This is a genomic window from Ensifer sp. 2TAB8 (assembly GCF_052115125.1).
Taxonomy (GTDB): Bacteria; Pseudomonadota; Alphaproteobacteria; order Rhizobiales; family Rhizobiaceae; genus Ensifer.
In genome coordinates, this window is the sequence record NZ_JBFRGB010000010.1 from 208034 (window position 1) to 229913 (window position 21880).

The following is a 21880-nucleotide window of genomic DNA, read 5'->3' on the forward strand; positions in this document are numbered from 1 at the left end:
TCGTGTTTTGAATGCTGCGCGTTTCTTCAGATCCGTAACAACTTAAGGACACACGCAGTGAAATCCCGCCTCGCAAAAGGCGGGTTTCTGTCGTTCCAATATTGTCTCAAATATTCATTTCCCGGATTGTCATGAAAGCCGCCGTCTTACCGCTTCTCGCCATCGCCATGTTCGCCCAATCGGCCACCGCCGCGCCCGGGCTTGTGGAGCCGGATCTGCACCTGCCTGCCAATCCGGCCGGAAAGAGCGGCGCGCCGCGCGTCGCGATCACGCTCGATGCCTGCAGCGGCGCGACCGACATGCGCATCCTTGGCACGCTGATCGAGAATCGCATCCCGGCGACGATCTTCGTGACGGCGCGCTGGCTGAAGCGCAACGGGCTCGTCGTCGAGGTGATGAAGGCGCATCCGGACCTCTTCGAGATCGAGGATCACGGCGCCATGCATGTGCCGCCGATCGATGTGAAGGTCTCGGTCTACGGCCTTGCTGCGGCCGGCTCTGAAGCTGCGGTCGCGGCCGAGGTCGACGGTGGGGCGACGGCGATCAAGGCGCATGGTTTGCCGGCGCCGCGCTGGTTTCGCGGCGCGACGGCCAAGTACACCCATTCGTCGATGAGCCAGATCCGCGCCATGGGCTATCGCATCGCCGGCTACTCGGTGAACGGCGACGGCGGCTCGCTGCTGGGTGCCGCCGTTGCCGAGAAGCGCATTCGCGCGGCCAAGGACGGAGACGTCATCATCGCCCATATCAACCAGCCGACCCATTCCGCAGGCGCCGGCGTCGCGCGCGGCATTCTCGACCTCAAGGCCAAAGGCTACAGCTTCGTCCGCCTCGACGATATTCCGGACGAATTGACTGTCGGCGCGACAAACTGACGGGCCGATAGGCTTATATCGGAAAATTTCCGAAGCGGTGAAGCAACCCGAAGCGCCGATGGCGCCCGGTGCCAGCCGCACGAGCGGGCTGTGGAGCGGGCCGTTGGTCACTACCATGCTCGCCCAGTCAGCATGAACCGCTGCTCGACGCAAAACAGCGGTCTGTCGAAATCCGTTTTCCGTTGCTGGCGGCTCCCCATAGGCTTGGCGCGCTCTGCGCCCGGTCCTGGAGGGATGGATGAAACGTGTCGTCTTCGGACTCGTTGTTACGCTGCTGGTGCAGTTTTCCCTGCCGACGCGTGCCTATGGCGCCCGCACGCCATTGCCACCCCTCGCGCAGGTGCTGGAGCGCGCACAACAGGGCGATGCCGAGGCGCAGGTCGATCTCGGCATGCGCTACCAGACCGGCGAAGGTGTTGCCCGCGACGCCATGAAGGCGATCGGCTGGTATGGGAGGGCGGCCGAGAGCGGCAACGCGAAGGCGCAGTTCTATCTCGGCACCATCTACTTCAATGGTGCCGACGGCGTGAAGCAGAACTATGCCGAGGCGCTGCGCTGGTTTCGACGTTCCGCCGACCAGAAGACGCCGGCCGCCCAATACAATCTCGGCGTTCACTACGAACAGGGATTGGGCGTCGCCAAGGACGAGGCGCAGGCTGTTGCCTACTACCGGCTGGCAGCGGACCAGGGCTACGCCGCGGCCCAATACAACCTCGGCCACATGTTTCAGGAGGGGCGCGGCACGACGCGCGATCCGGTCGCGGCCTTCGAATGGTATCGCAAGGCGGCGGAGCAGGGTCTGGTTGCGGCCATGCACAATCTGTCGATCGCCTATTTTCAGGGGCAGGGTACGCTGAAGGACGATGCGGAGGCATATCGATGGACGTCGCGAGCGGCGATCGCCGGGGAGCCCCGTGCACAGTACAATCTCGGATTCCTGTACGAGAAAGGAGCCGGCGTCGAATCCAACCTTGCCGAAGCGCTGCGTTGGTATCTGCGTGCGGCCGAGCAGGGGAACATGGACGGGCAAGCCAATGCCGGCCGGCTCTATTTCAACGGCGAGGCCGGGCGGGTCAACGCCAGGGAGGGCATTCGTTGGCTCCGGCCGGCTGCGGACGCCGGCAACAGGGACGCGCAAAACATGCTCTGCAGCGTCTACGTGCGCGCCTTCGGCGTCGGGCGCGACGATTGGGAGGCAGTGAGATGGTGCCGCAAAGCGGCCGATCAGGGCATGGTCGCGGCGCAGGTGGATCTGGCAATTCTCTACATGCTGGGGCGAGGCGTCGAGAAGGACGAAGCTCAGGCATTCCAGTTGTTCCTGAAGGCGGCAAGGCAGGGGAACCCACAGGCCCAGGTAAATGTCGGCCTCATGTACTTGAAGGGTGAAGGCGTCGCCGAAAACTACGCGGAAGCGCACCATTGGTTCCTGATGCTCGCCGATCGCGGAGATCCCAAGGGGCAATTCAATCTGGCGGCCATGTACGCCAACGGTCAGGGTCTCGAGAGGAACGTGAAGGAGGCGGCGCGGCTCTACAGGCTTTCTGCGGATCGAGGCTATGCCTTGGCCCAGTACAACCTTGCAATGGCCTATCTCAACGGCATCGGCATTGATATCGATGCTGTGGCTGCTGCCAGATGGTTTCGCAAGGCTGCCGAACAGGGAAATCCCGACGCGCAATTCAATCTCGGCATCGCCTATGCCAGAGGAAGCGGCGTGGAGCAGGATCTTTCAGCTGCTGCGAAATGGTATGCCAAGGCGGCCGGACAAGGCATGCAGAAAGCGCAGCAGCTGCTCGACGGGTTGCCGAAAGCGTATCGTGACGCGCCGAAGGGTGACCCCTGACCTCTGGTCAGGAAGGCGTGTTCTTGCGCTGCAGCCCCGTGATCTTCTCGACGAAATCCGCGATGGCTGTTGTGTCGTCGAGATCGAAGACCGGAAGATCGGTGCCCGCGACCGGATGATCGGCGGCGATCGCGCAGATGTGCGGATCGGTGGGGGCGAGCGGCTCGCGGTTAGCCGATTCCAGACGGCGCGCTTCGACCTTCGGGATTGGCTCGCGCTTGTAGCCTTCGACCAGCACGAGATCGCAAGGAGCAAGCCGCGCAAGGATATCCTCAAAGGAAGGTTCGGGCGCTCCGCGCAACTCGTGCATGATTGCGAAACGCGTGCCGGAGACGATCGTCACCTCATGAGCGCCGGCCTCGCGATGGCGGTAGCTGTCGGCACCCACCTTGTCGATGTCGAAGTCGTGGTGCGCGTGCTTGACCGTGGAAACCACATAGCCGCGCCCGGTCAGTTCGGTGACGAGCCGTACCATCAGCCCGGTCTTGCCAGAGTTCTTCCAGCCGGCGATGCCGAAAATCTTCATGGCGCTCATGCTCTGCTATCCTCAAAGAAACTCAACCATTGCTCCGCCTCGGTGAGATCCTCAGGCGTATTGACGTTGAAGAAGGGATCGAACGTGCCGTTCGGCGTCATGGTGACAGGAAAATCGACCGTTACCGAGGCATGGCGTTCGATGAAGGCGCGCACGCGGCGCTTCGGGTCGTTCGTCAGCCAGTGCTCCAGCTCGTCCGCGAGCGCGACCGGCCAGAGCGCAAACAGCGGATGCATCTGCCCGACGGATGCCGCAACGGCAATCTGCTGACGCTCTGTCAGGGCGCCGATCAGCCGCGCCACGAGATCATCCGGAAAGAACGGCGTATCGGTTGGAACGACCACGACATGGCTTGCGTCCGGCGTCGTTGCCGCGACGTGGCGCATGGCCGTCAGCACGCCGGCGAGAGGCCCCAGAAAGCCCGGTACCGTGTCGGCGACAATGGGGATATTGCCGTCAATGGGGTCCGCCGGTGCGGCGTTGAGGTTGACGGAGATGCCGGTGACCTGGGCACGAAGCCGCGTGATGATGTGCGACAGCATCGTCTGGCCGCCAAGCTGAAGATCGGACTTCGGGCTTCCCATCCGGCGCGACAGTCCGCCGGCGAGGATGACGGCGGGCAGCGGTCCGCTGATCAGGGGCGAGGGGCTGGTTTCCGGCATCGGATGGCTCCTATTCCAGCGGGCCGGTCAGCGAGCGTTGGGCGACGGCCTTCCGGCCGCGCAGCGTCTCGCGATAGAAGGTGTAGAGGCCCGAGCCGATGATGACCGCAACGCCGACCAGCATCCAGTGATCCGGCACTTCCGCAAAGAAGAAGATGCCGATCGCGATCGACCAGATCAGGCTGGTGTAGCGGAAGGGCGCGATCACCGAAATATCGCCGGCGCGCATCGCCAGCACGATCGTCTGGTAGCCGAGCATCAGGAGCACGCTTGCCACGGCGATGTGACCGAAGGTCGTTGCCGACATCGGCTGCCAGCCGCCCATCGGCTGAATGAGGAGGGCGCCGACGATGGTGGTGACGAGGGAAGTCGACACGGTGATATAGAGCGAGGGCACGTCGTGGCCGATGCGACGGGTACAGAGATCGCGTGTCGCCGTCACGAAGACGCAGCCGACGACGGTAAGCGCCGCCGGCGTGAAGCCCTCGGGGCCGGGGCGCAGCACGATCAGTACACCGATGAAACCGGCGATGATCGCGGTCCAGCGCCGCCAGCCGACAGGTTCGCCAAGGAAAAGGGCGGCGCCGAGCGTAACTGCCAGTGGCAGGGCCTGCATGATCGCCGAGGCATTGGCGAGCGGGATCTGGCCGAGGGCCGAAATATAGGTGACCGAGGCGAGTGCTTCCATGGCGATGCGCAGCAGGATCACCGGCTTCATGAGCGTGCCGAGCGGACGGAAGGCGCGAAACTGCCAGGCGGCGAGCACCACCATCAGCGTTGTCAGCAGTCCGCGCACGAAGATGATCTGGCCCACATTCATCGCGCCCGTGACAGATTTGACCAGGGCATCGTTGCAGGAGAACGTGACCATCGCCAGGCACATGAACAGGATGCCACGGAAGTTGGTGGAGGCTTGCATGCTTGCTGTCCTGCGGCGCCGGAAAGCGGATTACGCTATCGACGAATGGGGAGGCGAATCCACGGGATGGATCGCCTAATGTTTAAGCATTGGCTGCCGGCTTGTGCAAACGGGTTCGCACGCGACAGCGGTTTTTCTTTCGGCGCAAGTAGAACGGTCCGCCGCGGGCGCTTCAATTGCCCGGAAGACTGCGGCCGGCGGGTAAAGCACCGCCGGCGAACATAAGCTTATTCGCGGAATCTTAAGTTTCGCTGCCTATCGTCGCCGCAATTCCGCATCCATTCGCATGACGCGATCGGCGGGGTGGCACCGCAGTAAACCTTGCAGGGTGGCCATTCCAGGGATGTCTGCCCAAGGCTTGGGAGAGCCTATGGCAAGCGTTCCATCGGTGTTTCCACCAAGAAAAGCCGCCGCGCGGGCCTGCTTCCCATAAGAATAATCAGGGGTGCGCAATGTCTTTCATCGATCGCCTGCTGCAACGCTTGCGGATCGTCACCAAGGTTCTGCTCTTCGTGGTTCCACTGGTGGCGTTGATCGCCGGTATTGGTCTCATCGGCTTCTTCACGGCCCGCACGCTCAACGGTCACATGACCGTGACGCGGGAAACCATCAACAATCTCTCGGATTTCCAGGCGCTGCGCAGTGCGCTGCAGGCCTTTTCGGATGCGCCGAGCGATGAAACGCGGACTGCTTTGTCGAGCCAGATCGACGAGCAGGAAAGCGGCGTGAAGGCGCTTGACGGCTTGCTGACGCGTGATCAGGACAAGGCGGAGATCGCCTCGGTGCTGGCGCTTGGTGATGCGATGCGTAGCCAGACGGACAAGCTCTGGGTGACCAAGCTCGAACGAGACCAAGTGACGGCATCGCTGGAAGCGGCGCTCGCCGACATGACCGAAAAGGGCAACGGTGCCTACAAGCAGATCGACATCATCCGCAAGGAATCCGGCGAGAAGGAAGCCTTCGCCAAGGCGCTGCTCTTCGATGCCGCCGCCTATCAGGGTCTTGCCGAGCGCATCAAGAAGTTTCGCCTGCCGGTGACCATGGCCGTCAACCCCGACGCCAAGATCGACCAGGCGAACAAGTTGCTGCCGCACCTCCTGAAACAGATCGATGAGGCCGAAAAGATCGCCTCGGAAAAGGTGCAGGCACCGATTTCGGAAGTGAAGGATCAGGCGCTCAAGGTTCAGGCGATCCTTGCCGGTGCCGAAGACAACGAGGCGAAGAAGAACGCGCTCGTGCCGATCCTCAGCAAATTCTCGAAATACGAGGCGGATTTCGCCAAGGAAGCGGCCAAGAACTCGGATACGGCCGCCAAGCGCTTCGTCGGCATGGACGCCGAGATTTCACAGTTGAAGACGCTGATCGCGCTGATGGGCGATACCTTCAAGGGGCTCGACAGCACCCGGTTGCATATCAGCGAGCTGCACCGCAAGCTCGATGCGGCCGGCCGCGAGCCGGTCATGGCCGACATCCAGGCAGTTCGCGAAACGGCGGTCAAGCTCGGCGAACTCGGCGGCAAGAACGCAGCGCTCCGTGATCTTCCTGCGAATCTAGGGCCTTCGCTCGACAACATCGACAACGGCACCGCGGCTCTGATCGACGTCGGCGGTCGTTGGCAGGTCGCCAAGGCAGAGGCCTCGGTGCTTGTCGCCGCCGCCAGCACGACACTCGAAAGCTTCGTCAGCAGCGCGCAGGAGGCTGGCAAGGTCGACAGCCAGCGCTCGGCCGACGTCTCGATCGTCGCGATGATTGCCGGTACGCTGCTCGCCATCATCGGTGGCCTGATGCTGGTCGAAACCCTGCGTGGCCCGTTGAAGCGCGTGACGGAAACGATGACGCGGCTTGCCAGCGGCGATCTCGACGTCGCCATTGAGGGCCGCAACCGCGGCGACGAGATCGGCGACATGGTGCGCTCGGTTGCCGTCTTCCGCGACAATGCGGTCGAAAACGTGCGGCTGGGACGCGAGGCGGAAGCGGCACGTGCACTTTCGGCCGAAGAGGAAGCACGCCGCGCGGCCGAACGCGCCCGGGTCGAGGCTGAGCAGATGCAGGCGTTGAATGCCCTTTCGGACGTTCTCGCCGCCTTGGCCGACGGCAATCTCGAGGAAGGCATGGCCGAAGACCTGCCGGCCGACTACGTGATCATGGCGCGCACCTATAACAACGCTGTCGAGGCGCTACGCGCAACGCTTGCCGACGTGCGTGTTGTCACCGGCGAGATCACTGGCGGCACCGGCAATCTTTCGGCCTCTGCCGACGACCTGGCCCGGCGCACCGAGCAGCAGGCGGCAGCACTTGAGGAAAGCTCGCGGGCGCTTCGGCAACTGACGGAGATCGTCCGGACCACCGCGGAAAGCGCGCGCAAGACGACCGTCTCCGTCGGCGAGACCAATTCCTACGCCAAGCATTCAGGCCAGGTGGTCGCCAAGGCGATCGACGCGATGGCGGAGATCAACCGTTCCTCGGAAAAGATCAGCACGATCATCGGCGTCATCGACGAGATTGCCTTCCAGACCAACCTCCTGGCGCTGAATGCCGGCGTCGAGGCGGCGCGGGCTGGCGAGGCCGGACGCGGCTTTGCCGTGGTGGCCCAGGAAGTGCGCGAGCTTGCCCAGCGCTGCGCAGGGGCTGCGCGCGAGATCAAGGGCTTGATCTCCGAAAGCTCGGCCCAGGTGAGAAGCGGCGTGGCGCTCGTGCAGGAGACCGGTGATGCGCTCACCGTCATCAACAGCCACATCACCACCATCCACGATCTCGTCAGCAACATCGAGGCATCGGCCGCTGATCAGTATACCGGCCTCAACGAGGTGAACTCGGCCGTGCACGAAGTCGAACTGATCACCCAGCAGAATGCGGCGATGGTTGAAGAGAACACCGCTGAGATCCACGGCCTGCGCCGGCAGGTGGAAATGCTCAACGAGAAGATCGAGCGCTTCCGCACCGGTACCGATGGTATCGGCGCACAGTCGCAGGGCCGTCGCAGCTACGCGGCTTGAACGTCACTCTGCATCCGGGCTGGCGGACCTTGGTTGTCGGCCCGGATGGCTTCCCTTCCTTGACCGTAGCTACAAGCGGAAAGATGCCTGCCGCGGGAGATCCTCGATCTCCGCCGCGGTCGCGACCGGGCTCTCGGGAAATCCACGCGAATACCGTGAGGGGGACGAAGATTTCTCCTCACGCTTCTCCCCCGATGAGGGAGAAGATGCCGGCAGGCGGAAGAGGGGCCGCCTGCCGGCAAGCCATCTTGTTCAGGAAATTGGAAAATCAGCCGCCGGTGACGCTCATGTGGCGGGCAACGGCCGGGCGGTTGTGCTCGCGGTCGATGATGAAGTCGTGGCCCTTCGGCTTGCGGCCGATCGCCTCGTCGATCACCTGGCTGAGATAGGCGTCGTCTTCGGAGGCGCGCAACGCCGTGCGCAGGTCTGCCGCATCGTTCTGGCCGAGGCACATGTAGAGTGTGCCGGTGCAGGTGAGGCGGACGCGGTTGCAGCTCTCGCAGAAATTATGCGTCATCGGCGTGATCAGCCCGAGCCGGCCGCCGGTCTCCGCAACCTCGAGATAGCGGGCAGGGCCGCCGGTGCGATAGGGAATGTCCGAGAAGGTGAACTGTTCTTCCAGCTGCCGGCGCATCTCCGAGAGCGGCATGTAGTGGTCGGTGCGGTCTTCTTCGATCTCGCCCATCGGCATGGTTTCGATCAGCGTCAGGTCCATGCCGCGGCCATGGGCCCAGCGCATGAGATCTGGGATCTCGGCGTCGTTGAAGCCCTTCAGCGCCACGGCATTGATCTTGATCTTGAGGCCGGCGGCCTGGGCGGCGTCTATCCCTTCCATGACCTTGGAGAGTTCGCCCCAGCGGGTGATCTGATGGAACTTTGCCGGATCGAGCGTATCGAGCGAAACATTGATGCGCTTGACGCCGCAGTCAGCGAGCTCGGAGGCATATTTCGCGAGCTGCGAGCCGTTGGTCGTCAGCGTCAGCTCATCGAGACGGCCCGCCTCGATCTCCTTGCCGAGTTCGCGCACCAGAAACATGATGTTCTTGCGCACCAGCGGTTCGCCGCCGGTGAGACGCAGCTTGCGCACGCCCTTTTCGATGAAGGCGGAACAGAGCCGCTGCAATTCTTCGAGCGTCAGCAGATCCTTCTTCGGGAGGAAGGTCATGTGCTCCGCCATGCAATAGGTGCAGCGGAAATCGCAGCGGTCCGTGACGGATACGCGCAGATATGTGATCGCCCGCCCGAAGGGGTCGATCATCGGAGCGGCTCTCTGCTCGATCGGTCGTGCGCCGATCCTGTCTATCGTGGCTGTGTTCAAGCGTCTTTCTCCCAGCCCTTTCAATGTCGTTGCTGAGAATGGTCGCGTCAAGGCGCATACTGTCGCAAAGTGTTGATCGGATCAGAAAGGTAATTCGCGCTGCAGGGCAATGCGTCACTTTATCCTTGGGCCGGAATCGGTTTGAAGGTGAAATAAGCGGCGAAACAAGGCACTGCCTTTGCAGCCCAGAAACAGGAGCAGGCAACATGAGTGAAATCTGGCCGACGGAGCTGCGCGTCTCCAAGGATCGCCATCGGCTCGTCGTCACCTTCAACGATGGCGCTTCCTTCGATCTCTCGGCGGAGATGCTGCGCGTGCTTTCGCCGTCCGCCGAAGTGCAGGGCCATGGGCCTGGCCAGCGGGTCACGGTGCCCGGAAAGCGTAATGTGCAGATCATTTCGATGCAGCCGACCGGCAACTATGCGGTGCGCATCGGCTTCGACGATTTTCACGACACCGGCATCTTCACCTGGAGCTATCTGCGGGAACTGGGTGAGAAGGGCGCAGAGCTGTTCGCAACCTACGAACAGGAACTCGCTGACAAGGGCATGTCGCGGGATAAGGGCGAGAAGCCACGCTGACCGCCGGGGACCGCGCGCTCTCTTAGCCGCGCAAAGGCGAAGCATTCAGGTTCCAGTCGTCAGGCCAGTTCGTCTTCTTCCTTGAGCAGGATGCCGATCAGGCGCTCCATGGACTGGGCGACGATCATGCATTCCTCGATCGGTGCGCCCACCATCGATTTTTCGATAAGCCCCGTGTGGATCTCCATGGCTGCTTCGGTCAGCGTGCGGCCTTCCGGCGTCAGCGACAGACGCAGCACGCGCTTATCCTTTTCGTCGCCACGGCGCAGGATCAGCCCGCGCTTTTCCAGTTGCGGCAGCAGCATGCTCATGTTGGAGCGGCCGACCAGCAACTTGCGGGCCAGTTCCTGCTGCGAGATGCCATCGAACCGATACAGGTTGATCAGGATGTCGAGATGCGGCGGCTTGATGTCGAGGTGGGCGATCTCACGCGTCAAGGTCTGCTGCATGAGCTGGCACGCACGCGCCACGGCGATCCAACTGCGGAAACGGGGATGATCCCAAGGAAAATGGTGTTCGCTCGTCACTTGATTTTTGTTCAACGTTGTACAATTATGTTCAGCATTGAACATAATAAGAGATTTCCACTATGGCATCCTTTGCGATCAAGGTCATCCGCCACGCGCTGAAAGGCGTCGATGCGTTTTCACCCGAGGCGGCCGGGCGGCTCGCTTTCAGGCTGTTCACCCTCACGCCCGGCAGAAAGCCGAAGAACGCCAAGGAAAAGGCGGCGCTTGCGGCTGCCGCCCCGGTGATCGCCAGGGGCCAGCCGGTGACGCTTTCCTATGCCGGCGGCTGGGTGCTGGCGCGCCGGTTCGCGGCGCCGCGCGAGGCCGCCAACACCAAGCGCATTCTCCTCGTGCACGGTTGGGGATCACGCAGCGACTATCTGGCGGCGATGATCGACGGTCTGGTCAGGGGCGGCGCCGAGGTGGTGACGCTCGACTGGCCGGGCCATGGCGGCTCGCCCGGGCGCACGCTCACCATGCCGGCCGCGGTGAGGGCGATCGATGCCGCCTGGCGGCACTTCGGCAATTTCGACGTTTGTGTCGGCCACTCCTTCGGCGGCGGTAGCCTGGCTTGCGCTGCCGGCGGCATCGTCTGCGACGTACACAGCCATATCCCGAAGAAGCTGGTGCTGATCGGTGCACCGAGCGAGATGACCTGGCTTTTCAAAGGTTTCGGGAAAATTCTTCGCTTGTCGCCGAAGGCACAGGTGGCCTTCGAAGGTGTTGTCGAGCGTCTCTCCGGCCGACGCCTTCAGGATTTCGATGCTGCGCACGTGATCCAGGCGCGCGCCGTGCCGACGCTCATCATCCATGCGGAGGATGACAAGGAAGTCTCCGCCGACCACGCGCGCCGTTATGCGGCAGCCGGGCCGAATGTCGAGATGCACTGGGCAAACGGTTTTGGCCACCGGCGCATCGTTTCGGCCGCACCGGTGATCACGCGGATCAATGCCTTCATACACGCGGAAGATCAAAAAGCCGCCGCCTGACACTTTTTCGTTGCTGCCGTCATCAGACTGTCATGCTTTCGGTCGAAAGGGTCGCATTAGCCTCCGGAACCCCCGCGCAATCCGCGCCCTGCCATGATCCGGAGATCTTTCGGTATTGGAGGACGGCATGTCGGTCATCACCTCGGTCGAGGAACTCAACGCGCTCTACGGCGGTGTCAGCGAAGCTTCGGTGGCAAAGGTCACCAAGACGCTGACGGCGGAGTATCGGCTGATGATCGAAGCTTCGCCCTTCTGCGCGCTCGCGACCGTCGGGCCGGAGGGGCTCGACTGTTCGCCGCGCGGTGACGACGACTGCGTGGTTCGGATCGCCGATGACAGGACGGTGTTGCTTCCCGACTGGCGCGGCAACAACCGCGTCGATTCGCTCGCCAACATCGTGCGCGATCCGCGCGTGGCGCTGATGTTCCTGATCCCCGGTTCGAATACGACGATGCGTATCAATGGTACCGCCGTCCTCAGCATCGATCCGGTGCTTACCGGCAGCTTCGAGGTCGACGGCAAACATCCGCGCAGCGTCATCGTCGTGACGATCGGCGAGGTCTATTTCCAGTGCGCTCGCGCGGTGATGCGGGCGCAGCTCTGGAACCCCGAACACTTCCTCGATCCAGCATCGCTGCCGACGCCCGGCACGCTGCTGAAGGCCGCCAAGGCGGATTTCGATCGCGACACCTACGATCGCGAATGGCCGGAGCGCGCCGCCAAGACCATGTGGTAGGCTGCCGTCCGGGCTGACCGTCACTGTCAGCGACGCACAAGGGCTGGAGGCGAGGGTGCGGCAGCAAGCTCTGACAGGTGCACTCCTGTTCGTTCTCCTGGCCGGCAACGTTGTAGCCGCCGAGTTGTCGTTATCGGAGAAGCTCGGTCTGCTGGCTGCAGCCTACCCGGATGCGATCGAGCGGATCGATGGTAACGGTCTGGTACTTCGGGATGGCGGCCCCCCTGTTGTTATCGACGATGGCAGGAAGAAGAGCCATGCCGAGAAGCTAGCCGCGGCGGATATCGAGGACAGCCTGTCGCAGATCTATCCGCTGGGCGCCTGTGCACCATCTCCAGCTGTCGATTTCGACCCCGGGCGGATCCGCAGCGAAGCACTGCTGAAACGGCTCTACGGTGGTAGCGCTGCTGCCGTCCGGCGGGATCTCGTTACCGTCGACTGGTTCGGCCAACGGCTGCCGGTGGCGAGGAGGCACGGAACGGCGGCGGCGCTGAAGGCCGTGGCTGCGGAGCTCTCGCACCATGCCGCACTTAAGCGCTATCTCAGCCCAAGCGCCGGCACCTTCAACTGGCGGCCGATTGCCGGCGCTACCACGCTCTCGGTCCACAGCTTCGGCGCGGCTATCGATCTCGACACGGGTTTTGCGGATTACTGGCGCTGGACCGCGAAAGGCAAGGGTGCGCAGGGCTATCGCAACCGCTATCCGCTCCCGATTGTCGAGATCTTCGAGAAACACGGCTTCATCTGGGGCGGACGCTGGTACCACTTCGACACGATGCATTTCGAGTATCGGCCGGAAATGATCGCGATCGCGCGGGCGGCCGACGCTGATGCCTGCGGCCGCTAGCCGACCGCCGCTGAACATTCAGGCGACTGACTTCTTCCAACCCTGGACAACAAAAAAGCGCCCGGGAAGGGCGCTTATTTTCAGTCTTATCGAAGGGCTTGCCCGTGGCTCAACGTCGATAGATCAGCCAGTTGCGACCTGATTCCTTGCGCATGCCGTCTTCAAAGAGAACGGTCTTGTTGCGCCCGCCATTCTTGGCCGAATAGAGCGCGATATCGGCCTTGTTGTAGAGATCCACCGGATCATCGGCCGCCGTCGCCATGCAAACCCCGACGGAAAGCGTGATCGGGCCGTAATTGACCCCGGTCTTCGAGTTCCGGAAGGGCGTTGCTGCAAGAACCGTGCGGATGCGATCGGCGATCTGCAGGCATTCTTCCTGGGTGCTGTCGCCAAGGATGATGGCGAACTCTTCGCCGCCGGTGCGGGCCACGAAAGCCTCGCGGCGCAGGTTGGCGCGAAGGACGCCGCCGACGGTCGCGAGAATCTTGTCGCCAACCGGATGGCCGAAGGTGTCGTTGACCTTCTTGAAATGGTCGATGTCGGCAACGAGCAGGCCGGTGTAGTTTCTCAGGTGCTCATTGTTGTACACGGCCGCCAGATTGTCGTCGAAGGCGCGGCGGTTGGCCAGACGCGTCAGCGAATCCGTGTTGGCGATACGCTTGTACTCGTCGAGTTCCTGCCGGATGACCTCCATCTCGAAGGACTTCTGTACGACGGTCTCGACGCGCTCCTTGCCCTGGCTCATCGTCTCGGCCGTCGCCTCGGTCAGGATGCCGATCGCGTGGCGCAGAATATCGGCGCTCGATGCGCTCTTGCTGACGATGTTGACATAGGCCTCATCGAGAACCTTGTTGTAGTTCTCGAGCGCGTACTGCTCGTCGCGCAACAGGGTGACGAGTTCGGCAAGCTTGGCCGCAAGCGTGGTATGGGCGCGCTCGATGCCGTTCGAGCGGTGGATATGGCTGAAATACTGCGCGCCGATCGCGTCCAGCTCTTCCTGAGTGGCGCGGCTGCCGAGTGCCGCGAGCTCCTTGGAGAGCTGCGGATTGGAGCCGAGATAGGCTTCGTAATAGAGTTCGTAGTTGCGGGGGATGGGCGCGACACCCATCATGCGCATGGCATGGGTTACCTGCGCTGCGATATCGGGCGTTTGAGTTTTGCCCGAGTTTGCCGTTTGCATGTGCAAACCCCCTAATATTAATCACTGCTTACGGGTTATGATTTTTAGGGGCAAATGATTTGCGAAGTCTTAATATTTGCCGCCGCCGCGAACCGCAATTCGATCGACTGCGGTTGTTCACGCCGATCGTTCCCTGCGTTTTCGGCCTGTGGGCCACGGCGCCGTTAAAGCGCCGTGGTGTATCAAAACGGATCAGGCCGGGCTGATCATCGTTTCCGGGCGCACGACCGCGTCGAACTCTTCGTTCGTGACGTAGCCACCGCCGACGGCTTCTTCACGAAGCGTCGTGCCGTTCTTGTGCGCGGTCTTGGCGATCTTGGCTGCGTTGTCGTAGCCGATCTTCGGAGCGAGCGCGGTGACGAGCATCAGCGAGCGGTCGAGCGCTGCCTTGATGTTGTCTTCACGCGCTTCGATGCCGACGACGCAGTTGTCGGTGAAGGATACGGCCGCATCGGCGAGCAACTGAACCGACTGCAGGAAGTTGTAGGCCATCAGCGGGTTGAAGACGTTGAGCTCGAAATGGCCCTGGCTACCGGCGAAGGTCAGCGCTGCGTGGTTGCCGAAGACCTGCACGCAGACCTGGGTCAGCGCTTCGCACTGGGTCGGGTTGACCTTGCCGGGCATGATCGACGAACCGGGCTCGTTTTCCGGCAGCGAGAGTTCGCCGAGGCCCGAGCGCGGGCCGGAGCCGAGGAAGCGGATGTCGTTGGCGATCTTGAAGAGGGCTGCGGCCGTCGCATTGATCGCGCCATGGCTGAAGACCATGGAATCATGGGCGGCGAGTGCTTCGAACTTGTTCGGCGCCGTAGTGAAGGCGATGCCGGTGATCTTGGCGATCTCTTCGGCGACCTTTTCGGCAAAGCCGACGGGTGCGTTGAGGCCGGTACCGACGGCCGTGCCGCCCTGGGCGAGTTCGCAGAGGCCCGGCAGCGTCATCTCGATGCGCTTGATCGAGGAGGCGACCTGGGCTGCATAGCCGGAGAATTCCTGGCCGAGGGTCAGCGGGGTTGCGTCCTGGGTGTGGGTGCGGCCGATCTTGATGATGTGGTCGAACGCCTTGACCTTGGCTTCCAGCGCCTTGTGCAGATGCTTCAGTGCCGGCAGCAGGTCATGAATGACGCGCTCGGCGCAGGCGATGTGCATGGCCGTCGGATAGGTGTCGTTGGACGACTGGCTCATGTTGACGTGGTCGTTCGGATGCACCGGCTTCTTCGAGCCCATGACGCCGCCGAGTAGCTCGATGGCGCGGTTCGAAATGACCTCGTTGGCATTCATGTTGGACTGGGTGCCCGAGCCGGTCTGCCACACGACGAGCGGGAAATGGTCGTTCAGCTTGCCATCGATCACTTCCTGCGATGCCTTGACGATGGCATCGGCAACGGTCGAATCCAGACGGCCAAGCGCCTGGTTGGTGCGGGCGGCAGCCTGCTTGACGATGCCGAGCGCCCGGACGATCGAGGCAGGCTGCTTTTCCCAACCAATCTTGAAATTGCCGAGCGAGCGCTGGGCCTGGGCGCCCCAATAGCGGTCGTTTGCCACTTCGATGGGGCCGAACGTATCTGTTTCCGTGCGCGTCGATGTCATCGTGATACCTGCCTTGATCATGCGGTTCATGAAGCCTGGGTGAGGGGCCGGATGGCGCAAACTCCCCAGGGTGCCGGGCCTCTCTCTGCCCCGCCCGCCGAAGCTTGTAAAGGGGCGCGGCACGGCTTGCCATGCTACAATCGTTTGAAACGTTGCAGTGCAACAAGGCGGCTCGGCGGCGAACGTGAGTCGCGTGCTTCCGGCCCCCGCAGCCGTTGTGATGTTTCGGTCACAGCGGGGGCGTTCTTTTCGGGCGCCGATCGGCTGCTGATGCCGGCCTATCACCTCATGCTGAAATAAAATCCATATGGATCAAATTTTTATCCCCCTTCGAACGTTATGGAATCGAGGCGTTTGTTGGAGCGCAGAAGGAGATTCAAGGTCGATGTTCGTGGGCGCGTTTCCTTTTCATTCACCATCCTTTTCTATAACTTTCGGTGCACGAGGGCGTGGCGAGAATCTGGCTTCAGCCGAATTCGGCGACAACGCGATACGGGGACGTAGTTTCATATGAGAGTAATTAAGACGGCAGCGATTGTGGCGCTCATGAGCGGCTGTGCGATCGCGACCATGGATGCGCGGCCGGCTTCGGCCTTTTCGCTTGGCGATTTCATCCGGGCGGGCAGAAAGAAATCGGATTCCGCTGAACAGACCCAGCCTGCCCAGCCGCTCCCAGGCGTGGGCGGGATGATCGACCCGCAGCAGAACATGGTTGCCAAGCCGCTGCCGAAGGTCACCGGACCGAAGTACTACACCTACAAGGCCGAGGCGCTGCGCCGGATCGCCACCGACAAGCTGCTCGATCCCGTCGTCACCGGTTCCGTTCGCAACGACGCGTTGCCGCCGATGCTGCGTATGCCGCTGGCCGATGCGCGGCAGTTCCTTCCCGGCATCAACGTGCGTGCCTCGGGCGACGTCGCCAAGGCGGTCGAGGCCCACTACGGCGCCCGCATGGATTACATCTGGATTGGCGCCGAAGGAGTGAATGCCAAGGCGAAGGCGGCGATTGCCGTTCTCGCCGACGCCGCCAAGGTCGGCCTCGACCCGCAGGACTACGCCGTCAACGTTCCGTCGGACACCTTCGATCGCGGCGACATGATCGCCCGCGAAAAGGAACTGCTGCAGTTCGAGATCTCGCTGTCGGCCGCGACGTTGACCTACGCACAGGACACCGTGCGTGGCCGTATCGATCCCAACAAGATTTCCGGCTACCACGACTTCAAGCGCAAGACGGTCGAACTCGCGCCGCTTCTCGACAAGCTGTCGGCGAGCGAAGATGTCGCCACGCTTCTCAACGACCAGAATCCGAAGAGCGCTCAGTTTGCCGCACTCTCCGTCGCGTTGGAGAAGCTGCGGGCGGAGACGGGCGCCGAACAGCGCGTCGAGATCGCGCCGGACACGCTGTTGAAACCGGGCCAGAGCAATCCTGAGCTTGCCAACGTGATTGCCGGCATCCGCCTGCGCGGATCAGAAGCGCTGAAGGCCGAACACGCGACGGTTCTTGCGGCGTACCAGGGAACGCCGGAATACACGCCGGAACTGGTAACCGTGGTCGAAGCCTTCCAGAAGGAACACGGGCTGAAGGCTGACGGCGTCGTCGGCCAGGCGTCGGTGCGCCTGCTGACGGGCGGCGACAGCGTGGCGAACAAGATCAACAAGCTCGAGATTGCCATGGAGCAGGCGCGCTGGCTGCCGGACGGGCTTGGCGATCGCTACGTCTTCATCAATCAGCCGGCCTTCACGGCCACCTATACCGACAAGGGTGCCGAGCAGTTCTCGATGCGTGTCGTCGTCGGCTCGAAGACGAACCAGACCTACTTCTTCCAGGACGAGATCCAGACCGTCGAGGTCAATCCGTACTGGGGCGTGCCGCAGTCGATCATCGTCAACGAGATGCTGCCGAAGCTCCGCAGCGACCCGAACTATCTCGATCGCATGGGTTATCAGGTGGAGGTCGGCGGCCGGCCGGTTCCTTCCGCATCGGTCAACTGGAACGGCTCGACCGCTTCGGTTGCAGTGCGCCAGCCGCCGAGCAGCGACAATGCGCTTGGTGAGTTGAAGATCCTGTTCCCGAACGCACATGCGATCTACATGCACGACACGCCCTCGAAGAGCTTCTTCAAGCGCGACAACCGCGCGCTCAGCCACGGCTGCGTGCGGCTTGCCGATCCGCGTCGGATGGCGGCGGCGGTGCTTGGAACGAGTGTCGAGGATGTCGGCAAGGAGATCGCCGGCGGCCGCAACAAGGCGCTGCAGGTTCCGGTGAAGGTGCCGGTCTATGTCGCCTACTTCACGGCCTGGCCGAACAAGGACGGCGTCGTCGAATATTTCAACGACGTCTACGAGCGCGACATGTACATGAACCGCGCCTTTGATGCGACGCGGGGCGCCCGCAGGGCCGAAGGCTAAGGTAGACGAAAAAGAAAAGGCCGCTTCGAGCGGCCTTTTTTCTGTTCTGTTACCGGGTTTCGAGCAGTGCCGAGACCAGGTCCGGCGTCAGTTCGTCGAAGTGACCGATGATCTTGGTCGGCTCGAGGCTTTCGACCGGGACGTCCGAATAGCCGAAGGGAACCGCGATCGAGGGTACCGCGGCGTTGCGCGCGACCAGGATGTCGTTGAGGCTGTCGCCAACCATGACCGAGCGCTCGGCCTTGCCGCCGGCATTGGTGACTGTTCTCAGCAGGTGCTCGGCATTCGGCTTGCGCACTTCAAAGGTATCGCCGCCCGAGATTGCGGCGAAGCGTTCGATCAGCCCGAGGCGTTCGAGCAGGCGCGTTGCCAGCTTTTCAGGCTTGTTGGTGCAGACCGCCAGCTTGAAGCCGGCGCCGGAGAGGCGGTCGAGCGCGTCGACGAGCCCCGGATAGGGCAGCGAATCGCCGGGCATCGAGCCGTGGTAGAAATCGACGAACTCCTTGAGCTGCCATTCCAGCACGTCTTCAGCGAGGGGCTTTTGCCGAAGTGCGAAGGTGCGCTCGATCATGGCGCGCGCGCCATGCCCGACAAGATGGGTGAGATCGGCGTAGCCGACCGGCGCGATGCCGGCCTGAGTTACCGCATGGTTGAGGCTCGCGACCAGGTCTGGCGCGGTATCGACGAGCGTTCCGTCGAGATCGAAGACGACTGTGGGAGATGACACCGAAAAAACCTCATGGCACCGGAAACGTAGCCGTTCGGGTAGGCGAAGTGATGGCCAAATGCAATGGGGCGTGCACGTTGCAAGCGCTACGGATTCCTTGGCGGCAATTTCATTTTGACTTTTGTTTGCGTCGCCGGGCGTGTAAGTGTCTCAGCGGAAAACGGGCAGGTCGTTCGCTGTTTGCAGCAAAGGCCTCCGTCGGAGTTACAAGGGAGCGACTGGCGCATGGACGCCCGCGAAATGAAAATCAAAGCCGCGGCTGCGGCTCTGGAATATGTCGAAGACGGCATGCGTCTTGGCATCGGGACCGGCTCCACGGCGGAGGAATTCGTCCGGCTGCTGGCCGAGAAGGTCGCCGCGGGCTTCCGCATCGAAGGTGTTCCCACCTCGGAGCGCACGGCCCGGCTCTGCCTCGAGCTCGGCGTTTCGCTGAAGTCGCTCGACGAGCTGCCGGAACTTGACCTGACGATCGACGGCGCCGACGAGGTCGACGGCCAACTTCGCCTGATCAAGGGCGGCGGCGGCGCGCTGCTGCGCGAAAAGATCGTCGCGAGCGCTTCGCAGCGAATGATCGTGATCGCCGACGAATCGAAGGTGGTCGATGTTCTCGGCGCCTTCAAACTGCCGATCGAGGTCAATCCCTTCGGACAGGTGGCAACGCGGATCGCGATCGAGAAAGTCGCTTCGCGCCTCGGCCTTTCCGGCGAAATCGCGGTGCGGCAATCGCATGATGGCGCCTTCAAGACCGACGGTGGACACCTCATTCTCGATGCATCTTTTGGCCGTATTCCTGATGCAGATGCGCTCGCGGGAGAGCTGAATGCCATTCCCGGCGTCGTCGAGCACGGGCTTTTCATCAATATCGCGTCGCTGGCAATCATTGCAGGGCCGGAAAAGGCACGCATTCTGACTGCGTCCTGACCCGGTTCCCGACAGCCCGCACCGGGCTGGGAGCGGTAAAGACAACAGGTTTCCATACATGCGGGCCTGGCGGCGGCAATCGCCCGGGCAGCATGCGACAAACACAGGAGCAAGGGTAAAAATGAACAAACTCGCAGGTCTTGTCCGCACTTTCGCTGCCACCGCGGTTCTGCTTTCCGCATCTGTACCGGCGGTGCAGGCCCAGGACGTCTCCGAAGAGCAGATCAAGGCGGCGCGCGCGACGATCGCAGCGCTCGGCGTGACCAACAGCTTCGACAACATTCTGCCGAACCTTGCTGAACGGCTGAAGAACACCCTGATCCAGGCTTCGCCCAACCATCAGGAACTGATCACTGCGACGGTCGACGACAAGGCGCTGGCTCTTGCCGCGCGTCGTGCGGACCTCGAGAACGAAGCCGCGACGATCTATGCCAAGACCTTTACGCTGGAAGAGCTGAACGCCATCACGGAATTCTACGGTTCCGCTGCCGGCAAGAAGCTCCTGAACGACGGTCCGATCGCCTCGCGTGAACTGCTGAAGGCGGCCGACATCTGGGCCTCGGGCGTTTCGCGCGATCTGACCCAGGAAGCCACCAAGTCGCTCGACGACAAGGTCGGCAGCACGCAGCCGGCCGCCGAAGGCGCAGTCCAGGCACCGGCGCAATAATCGCGCGCCAGCGGCATTCATCACGTTTCGAGGAGCCCGGAGAGATCCGGGCTTTTCTTTTGGCCGGTGGCACCACTATATGTGCCTGCGGCGCGGCCTTCGGCTGGCCGCTAATGCTTGCCGAACGCGCGATCGTTCGGCAAGCCTTCCATTTCGCCATTCCGACCCGCTTGCTTTCAGGAGACTGCCCATGCCCGCGTTCGACTATGACCTCTTCGTAATCGGTGGCGGGTCCGGCGGTGTCAGAAGCGGGCGCCTGGCGGCGAGCCTCGGCAAGAAGGTGGCGATCGCGGAAGAGTTTCGCTACGGCGGCACCTGCGTCATCCGTGGCTGCGTGCCGAAGAAGCTCTATGTCTATGCGTCGCAGTTCTCTGAGCATTTCGAAGACGCCGCCGGCTTCGGCTGGTCGGTCGGCGAGAGCACATTCGACTGGAAGAAGCTGGTCGCTGCCAAGGAGCAGGAAATCACCCGGCTCGAAGGGCTCTACCAGAAGGGCCTGAACAATGCGGGCGCCGAAATCCTGCACACGCGCGCCGAGCTCGTCGGCCCGAACACGGTTCGCCTGCTCGACAGCGGCAAGACCGTGACGGCCGAACGCATCGTGATCGCCGTCGGCGGGCATCCGACGCCGCATGACGCGCTGCCGGGACACGAGCACTGCATTTCGTCGAACGAAGCATTCGATCTCGCAGAACTGCCGAAATCGATCCTGATCGCCGGCGGCGGCTACATCGCCGTCGAATTCGCCAATGTCTTCCACGGCCTCGGCGTCGAGACGACGCTGATCTATCGCGGCAAGGAAATTCTCTCGCGCTTCGATCAGGATTTGCGTCGCGGGCTGCATGTGGCGATGGAGGAGAAGGGCATTCGCATCCTCTGCGAAGACATCATCCAGTCGGTCACCCTCGATGCCGACGGCAAGCGCGTCGCACACACCATGAAGCACGGCGATCTCGTCGTCGACCAGGTGATGCTGGCGCTCGGCCGCGTGCCGAACACCAAGGGGCTGGGCCTTGAGGCAGCCGGCGTCAACACGGACGAGCGCGGCGCGATTGTCGTCGACGCATTTTCGCGCACCAGCGCTGCCGGCATCTACGCGCTTGGTGACGTCACCGACCGGGTGCAACTGACGCCGGTTGCGATCCACGAAGCCATGTGCTTCATCGAGACCGAATACAAGAACAACCCGGTGTCGCCGGATCACGACTTGATCGCCACTGCCGTCTTCTCGCAGCCGGAAATCGGCACCGTCGGCCTGACGGAAGAAGAGGCGGCGCGCCGCTTCGACGAGCTGGAAGTGTATCGCGCCGAGTTCCGACCGATGAAGGCGACGCTCTCGGGCCGAAAGGAAAAGATGATCATGAAGCTGATCGTCAATGCCGCCGACCGCAAGGTGCTCGGTGCGCATATCCTTGGCCATGACGCCGGCGAGATGGCGCAGCTGCTCGGCATCTCGCTGAAGGCCGGCTGCACCAAGGACGATTTCGACCGGACGATGGCGGTGCATCCGACGGCGGCGGAAGAACTGGTAACGATGTATTCGCCGTCCTATCGCATCCGCAAGGGGGAGCGGGTCTGACCT

Annotated in this window: 19 protein-coding genes; 11 read left to right on the forward strand and 8 right to left on the reverse strand. The window is 62.6% G+C overall.

The genetic code is table 11. From position 1 onward, the window contains the following. Positions 1-131 precede the first annotated feature (131 nt). A complete protein-coding gene (locus AB4Z53_RS18480) occupies positions 132-875 on the forward strand; it encodes a polysaccharide deacetylase family protein (RefSeq protein WP_441596980.1) in 744 nt (247 codons plus the stop codon). Positions 876-1113: 238 nt separating this feature from the next. Next, a complete protein-coding gene (locus AB4Z53_RS18485; RefSeq protein WP_441596982.1) occupies positions 1114-2718 on the forward strand; it encodes a tetratricopeptide repeat protein in 1605 nt (534 codons plus the stop codon). A gap of 7 nt (positions 2719-2725) precedes the next feature. Here AB4Z53_RS18485 and mobB read toward each other — a convergent pair whose 3' ends face one another. Genes mobB through AB4Z53_RS18500 form a run of 3 tightly spaced genes read right to left on the reverse strand, consistent with a single transcriptional unit; the run spans position 2726 to position 4834 of the window. Beyond that, complete coding sequence (mobB, locus tag AB4Z53_RS18490) at positions 2726-3253, reverse strand: molybdopterin-guanine dinucleotide biosynthesis protein B (RefSeq protein ID WP_113540127.1); 528 nt, start codon at positions 3251-3253, stop codon at positions 2726-2728. Further along, positions 3250-3915 carry a molybdenum cofactor guanylyltransferase MobA gene (gene mobA / locus AB4Z53_RS18495; RefSeq protein ID WP_441596984.1) on the reverse strand — a complete coding sequence of 222 codons (666 nt, stop codon included), beginning with the start codon at positions 3913-3915 and terminating at the stop codon, positions 3250-3252. Before mobA ends, mobB begins: the two co-directional genes overlap by 4 nt. 10 nt (positions 3916-3925) lie before the next feature. Further along, entirely contained in the window at positions 3926-4834 is a 909-nt protein-coding gene (locus tag AB4Z53_RS18500; RefSeq protein WP_113540125.1) for a DMT family transporter, read from the reverse strand. 452 nt (positions 4835-5286) lie between these two features. On the opposite strand from AB4Z53_RS18500, the gene AB4Z53_RS18505 reads away from it, so the two are divergent. Then, positions 5287-7830 (forward strand): methyl-accepting chemotaxis protein, encoded by a 2544-nt coding sequence (locus AB4Z53_RS18505; protein WP_441596986.1) that lies wholly within the window; start codon positions 5287-5289, stop codon positions 7828-7830. Positions 7831-8098: 268 nt separating this feature from the next. On the opposite strand, the gene moaA is transcribed toward AB4Z53_RS18505, so the two are convergent. Next, positions 8099-9148, reverse strand: a complete 1050-nt coding sequence (gene moaA / locus AB4Z53_RS18510; protein ID WP_441596988.1) for a GTP 3',8-cyclase MoaA — start codon at positions 9146-9148, stop codon at positions 8099-8101. Positions 9149-9354: 206 nt separating this feature from the next. Between moaA and AB4Z53_RS18515 the strand changes: the two genes are divergently transcribed. Next, a complete protein-coding gene (locus AB4Z53_RS18515; protein ID WP_113540122.1) occupies positions 9355-9729 on the forward strand; it encodes a gamma-butyrobetaine hydroxylase-like domain-containing protein in 375 nt (124 codons plus the stop codon). 59 nt (positions 9730-9788) lie between these two features. On the opposite strand, the gene AB4Z53_RS18520 is transcribed toward AB4Z53_RS18515, so the two are convergent. Then, positions 9789-10271 (reverse strand): MarR family winged helix-turn-helix transcriptional regulator, encoded by a 483-nt coding sequence (locus AB4Z53_RS18520; RefSeq protein WP_419195811.1) that lies wholly within the window; start codon positions 10269-10271, stop codon positions 9789-9791. A 47-nt stretch (positions 10272-10318) separates the two neighbouring features. On the opposite strand from AB4Z53_RS18520, the gene AB4Z53_RS18525 reads away from it, so the two are divergent. From AB4Z53_RS18525 to AB4Z53_RS18535, 3 genes are all read left to right on the forward strand, one after another. Beyond that, on the forward strand, positions 10319-11227 hold the full coding sequence (locus AB4Z53_RS18525; protein WP_441596991.1) for an alpha/beta fold hydrolase: 909 nt from the start codon (positions 10319-10321) through the stop codon (positions 11225-11227). A 127-nt stretch (positions 11228-11354) separates the two neighbouring features. Next, positions 11355-11963 (forward strand): pyridoxamine 5'-phosphate oxidase family protein, encoded by a 609-nt coding sequence (locus AB4Z53_RS18530; protein ID WP_441596993.1) that lies wholly within the window; start codon positions 11355-11357, stop codon positions 11961-11963. 55 nt (positions 11964-12018) lie between these two features. After that, positions 12019-12810 (forward strand): M15 family metallopeptidase, encoded by a 792-nt coding sequence (locus AB4Z53_RS18535; RefSeq protein ID WP_441596995.1) that lies wholly within the window; start codon positions 12019-12021, stop codon positions 12808-12810. Positions 12811-12919: 109 nt separating this feature from the next. Here the strand turns inward: AB4Z53_RS18535 and AB4Z53_RS18540 are convergent, their stop codons facing one another. Then, the gene (locus AB4Z53_RS18540; RefSeq protein ID WP_223727532.1) at positions 12920-13990 is read right to left on the reverse strand and encodes a GGDEF domain-containing protein; all 1071 of its coding nucleotides are present in this window, start codon (positions 13988-13990) and stop codon (positions 12920-12922) included. A gap of 192 nt (positions 13991-14182) precedes the next feature. Next, entirely contained in the window at positions 14183-15574 is a 1392-nt protein-coding gene (gene fumC / locus AB4Z53_RS18545; RefSeq protein ID WP_162768898.1) for a class II fumarate hydratase, read from the reverse strand. 510 nt (positions 15575-16084) lie between these two features. Here fumC and AB4Z53_RS18550 point away from each other — a divergent pair. Beyond that, positions 16085-17983 (forward strand): L,D-transpeptidase family protein, encoded by a 1899-nt coding sequence (locus tag AB4Z53_RS18550; protein WP_441596997.1) that lies wholly within the window; start codon positions 16085-16087, stop codon positions 17981-17983. A 49-nt stretch (positions 17984-18032) separates the two neighbouring features. On the opposite strand, the gene AB4Z53_RS18555 is transcribed toward AB4Z53_RS18550, so the two are convergent. Continuing rightward, entirely contained in the window at positions 18033-18710 is a 678-nt protein-coding gene (locus AB4Z53_RS18555; protein ID WP_113540115.1) for an HAD family hydrolase, read from the reverse strand. A 225-nt stretch (positions 18711-18935) separates the two neighbouring features. Between AB4Z53_RS18555 and rpiA the strand changes: the two genes are divergently transcribed. From rpiA to gor, 3 genes are all read left to right on the forward strand, one after another. Further along, a complete protein-coding gene (gene rpiA, locus AB4Z53_RS18560) occupies positions 18936-19631 on the forward strand; it encodes a ribose-5-phosphate isomerase RpiA (protein WP_113540114.1) in 696 nt (231 codons plus the stop codon). Positions 19632-19752: 121 nt separating this feature from the next. Further along, positions 19753-20298 (forward strand): DUF2059 domain-containing protein, encoded by a 546-nt coding sequence (locus AB4Z53_RS18565; RefSeq protein WP_113540113.1) that lies wholly within the window; start codon positions 19753-19755, stop codon positions 20296-20298. A 190-nt stretch (positions 20299-20488) separates the two neighbouring features. Continuing rightward, positions 20489-21877: a glutathione-disulfide reductase gene (gene gor, locus AB4Z53_RS18570; protein WP_441597000.1), complete on the forward strand. Its 1389-nt coding sequence runs from the start codon at positions 20489-20491 to the stop codon at positions 21875-21877. Positions 21878-21880 lie beyond the last annotated feature (3 nt).

Coding starts and splice junctions, on each gene's coding strand:
- gor (WP_441597000.1), top strand. CDS start 20,489: ATGCCCGCGTTCGACTATGACCTCTTCGTAATCGGTGGCGGGTCCGGC.
- mobA (WP_441596984.1), bottom strand. CDS start 3,915: ATGCCGGAAACCAGCCCCTCGCCCCTGATCAGCGGACCGCTGCCCGCC.
- AB4Z53_RS18540 (WP_223727532.1), bottom strand. CDS start 13,990: ATGCAAACGGCAAACTCGGGCAAAACTCAAACGCCCGATATCGCAGCG.
- AB4Z53_RS18530 (WP_441596993.1), top strand. CDS start 11,355: ATGTCGGTCATCACCTCGGTCGAGGAACTCAACGCGCTCTACGGCGGT.
- AB4Z53_RS18480 (WP_441596980.1), top strand. CDS start 132: ATGAAAGCCGCCGTCTTACCGCTTCTCGCCATCGCCATGTTCGCCCAA.
- fumC (WP_162768898.1), bottom strand. CDS start 15,574: ATGACATCGACGCGCACGGAAACAGATACGTTCGGCCCCATCGAAGTG.
- AB4Z53_RS18550 (WP_441596997.1), top strand. CDS start 16,085: ATGAGAGTAATTAAGACGGCAGCGATTGTGGCGCTCATGAGCGGCTGT.
- AB4Z53_RS18485 (WP_441596982.1), top strand. CDS start 1,114: ATGAAACGTGTCGTCTTCGGACTCGTTGTTACGCTGCTGGTGCAGTTT.
- AB4Z53_RS18500 (WP_113540125.1), bottom strand. CDS start 4,834: ATGCAAGCCTCCACCAACTTCCGTGGCATCCTGTTCATGTGCCTGGCG.
- AB4Z53_RS18515 (WP_113540122.1), top strand. CDS start 9,355: ATGAGTGAAATCTGGCCGACGGAGCTGCGCGTCTCCAAGGATCGCCAT.
- AB4Z53_RS18525 (WP_441596991.1), top strand. CDS start 10,319: ATGGCATCCTTTGCGATCAAGGTCATCCGCCACGCGCTGAAAGGCGTC.
- mobB (WP_113540127.1), bottom strand. CDS start 3,253: ATGAGCGCCATGAAGATTTTCGGCATCGCCGGCTGGAAGAACTCTGGC.
- rpiA (WP_113540114.1), top strand. CDS start 18,936: ATGGACGCCCGCGAAATGAAAATCAAAGCCGCGGCTGCGGCTCTGGAA.
- AB4Z53_RS18565 (WP_113540113.1), top strand. CDS start 19,753: ATGAACAAACTCGCAGGTCTTGTCCGCACTTTCGCTGCCACCGCGGTT.
- AB4Z53_RS18505 (WP_441596986.1), top strand. CDS start 5,287: ATGTCTTTCATCGATCGCCTGCTGCAACGCTTGCGGATCGTCACCAAG.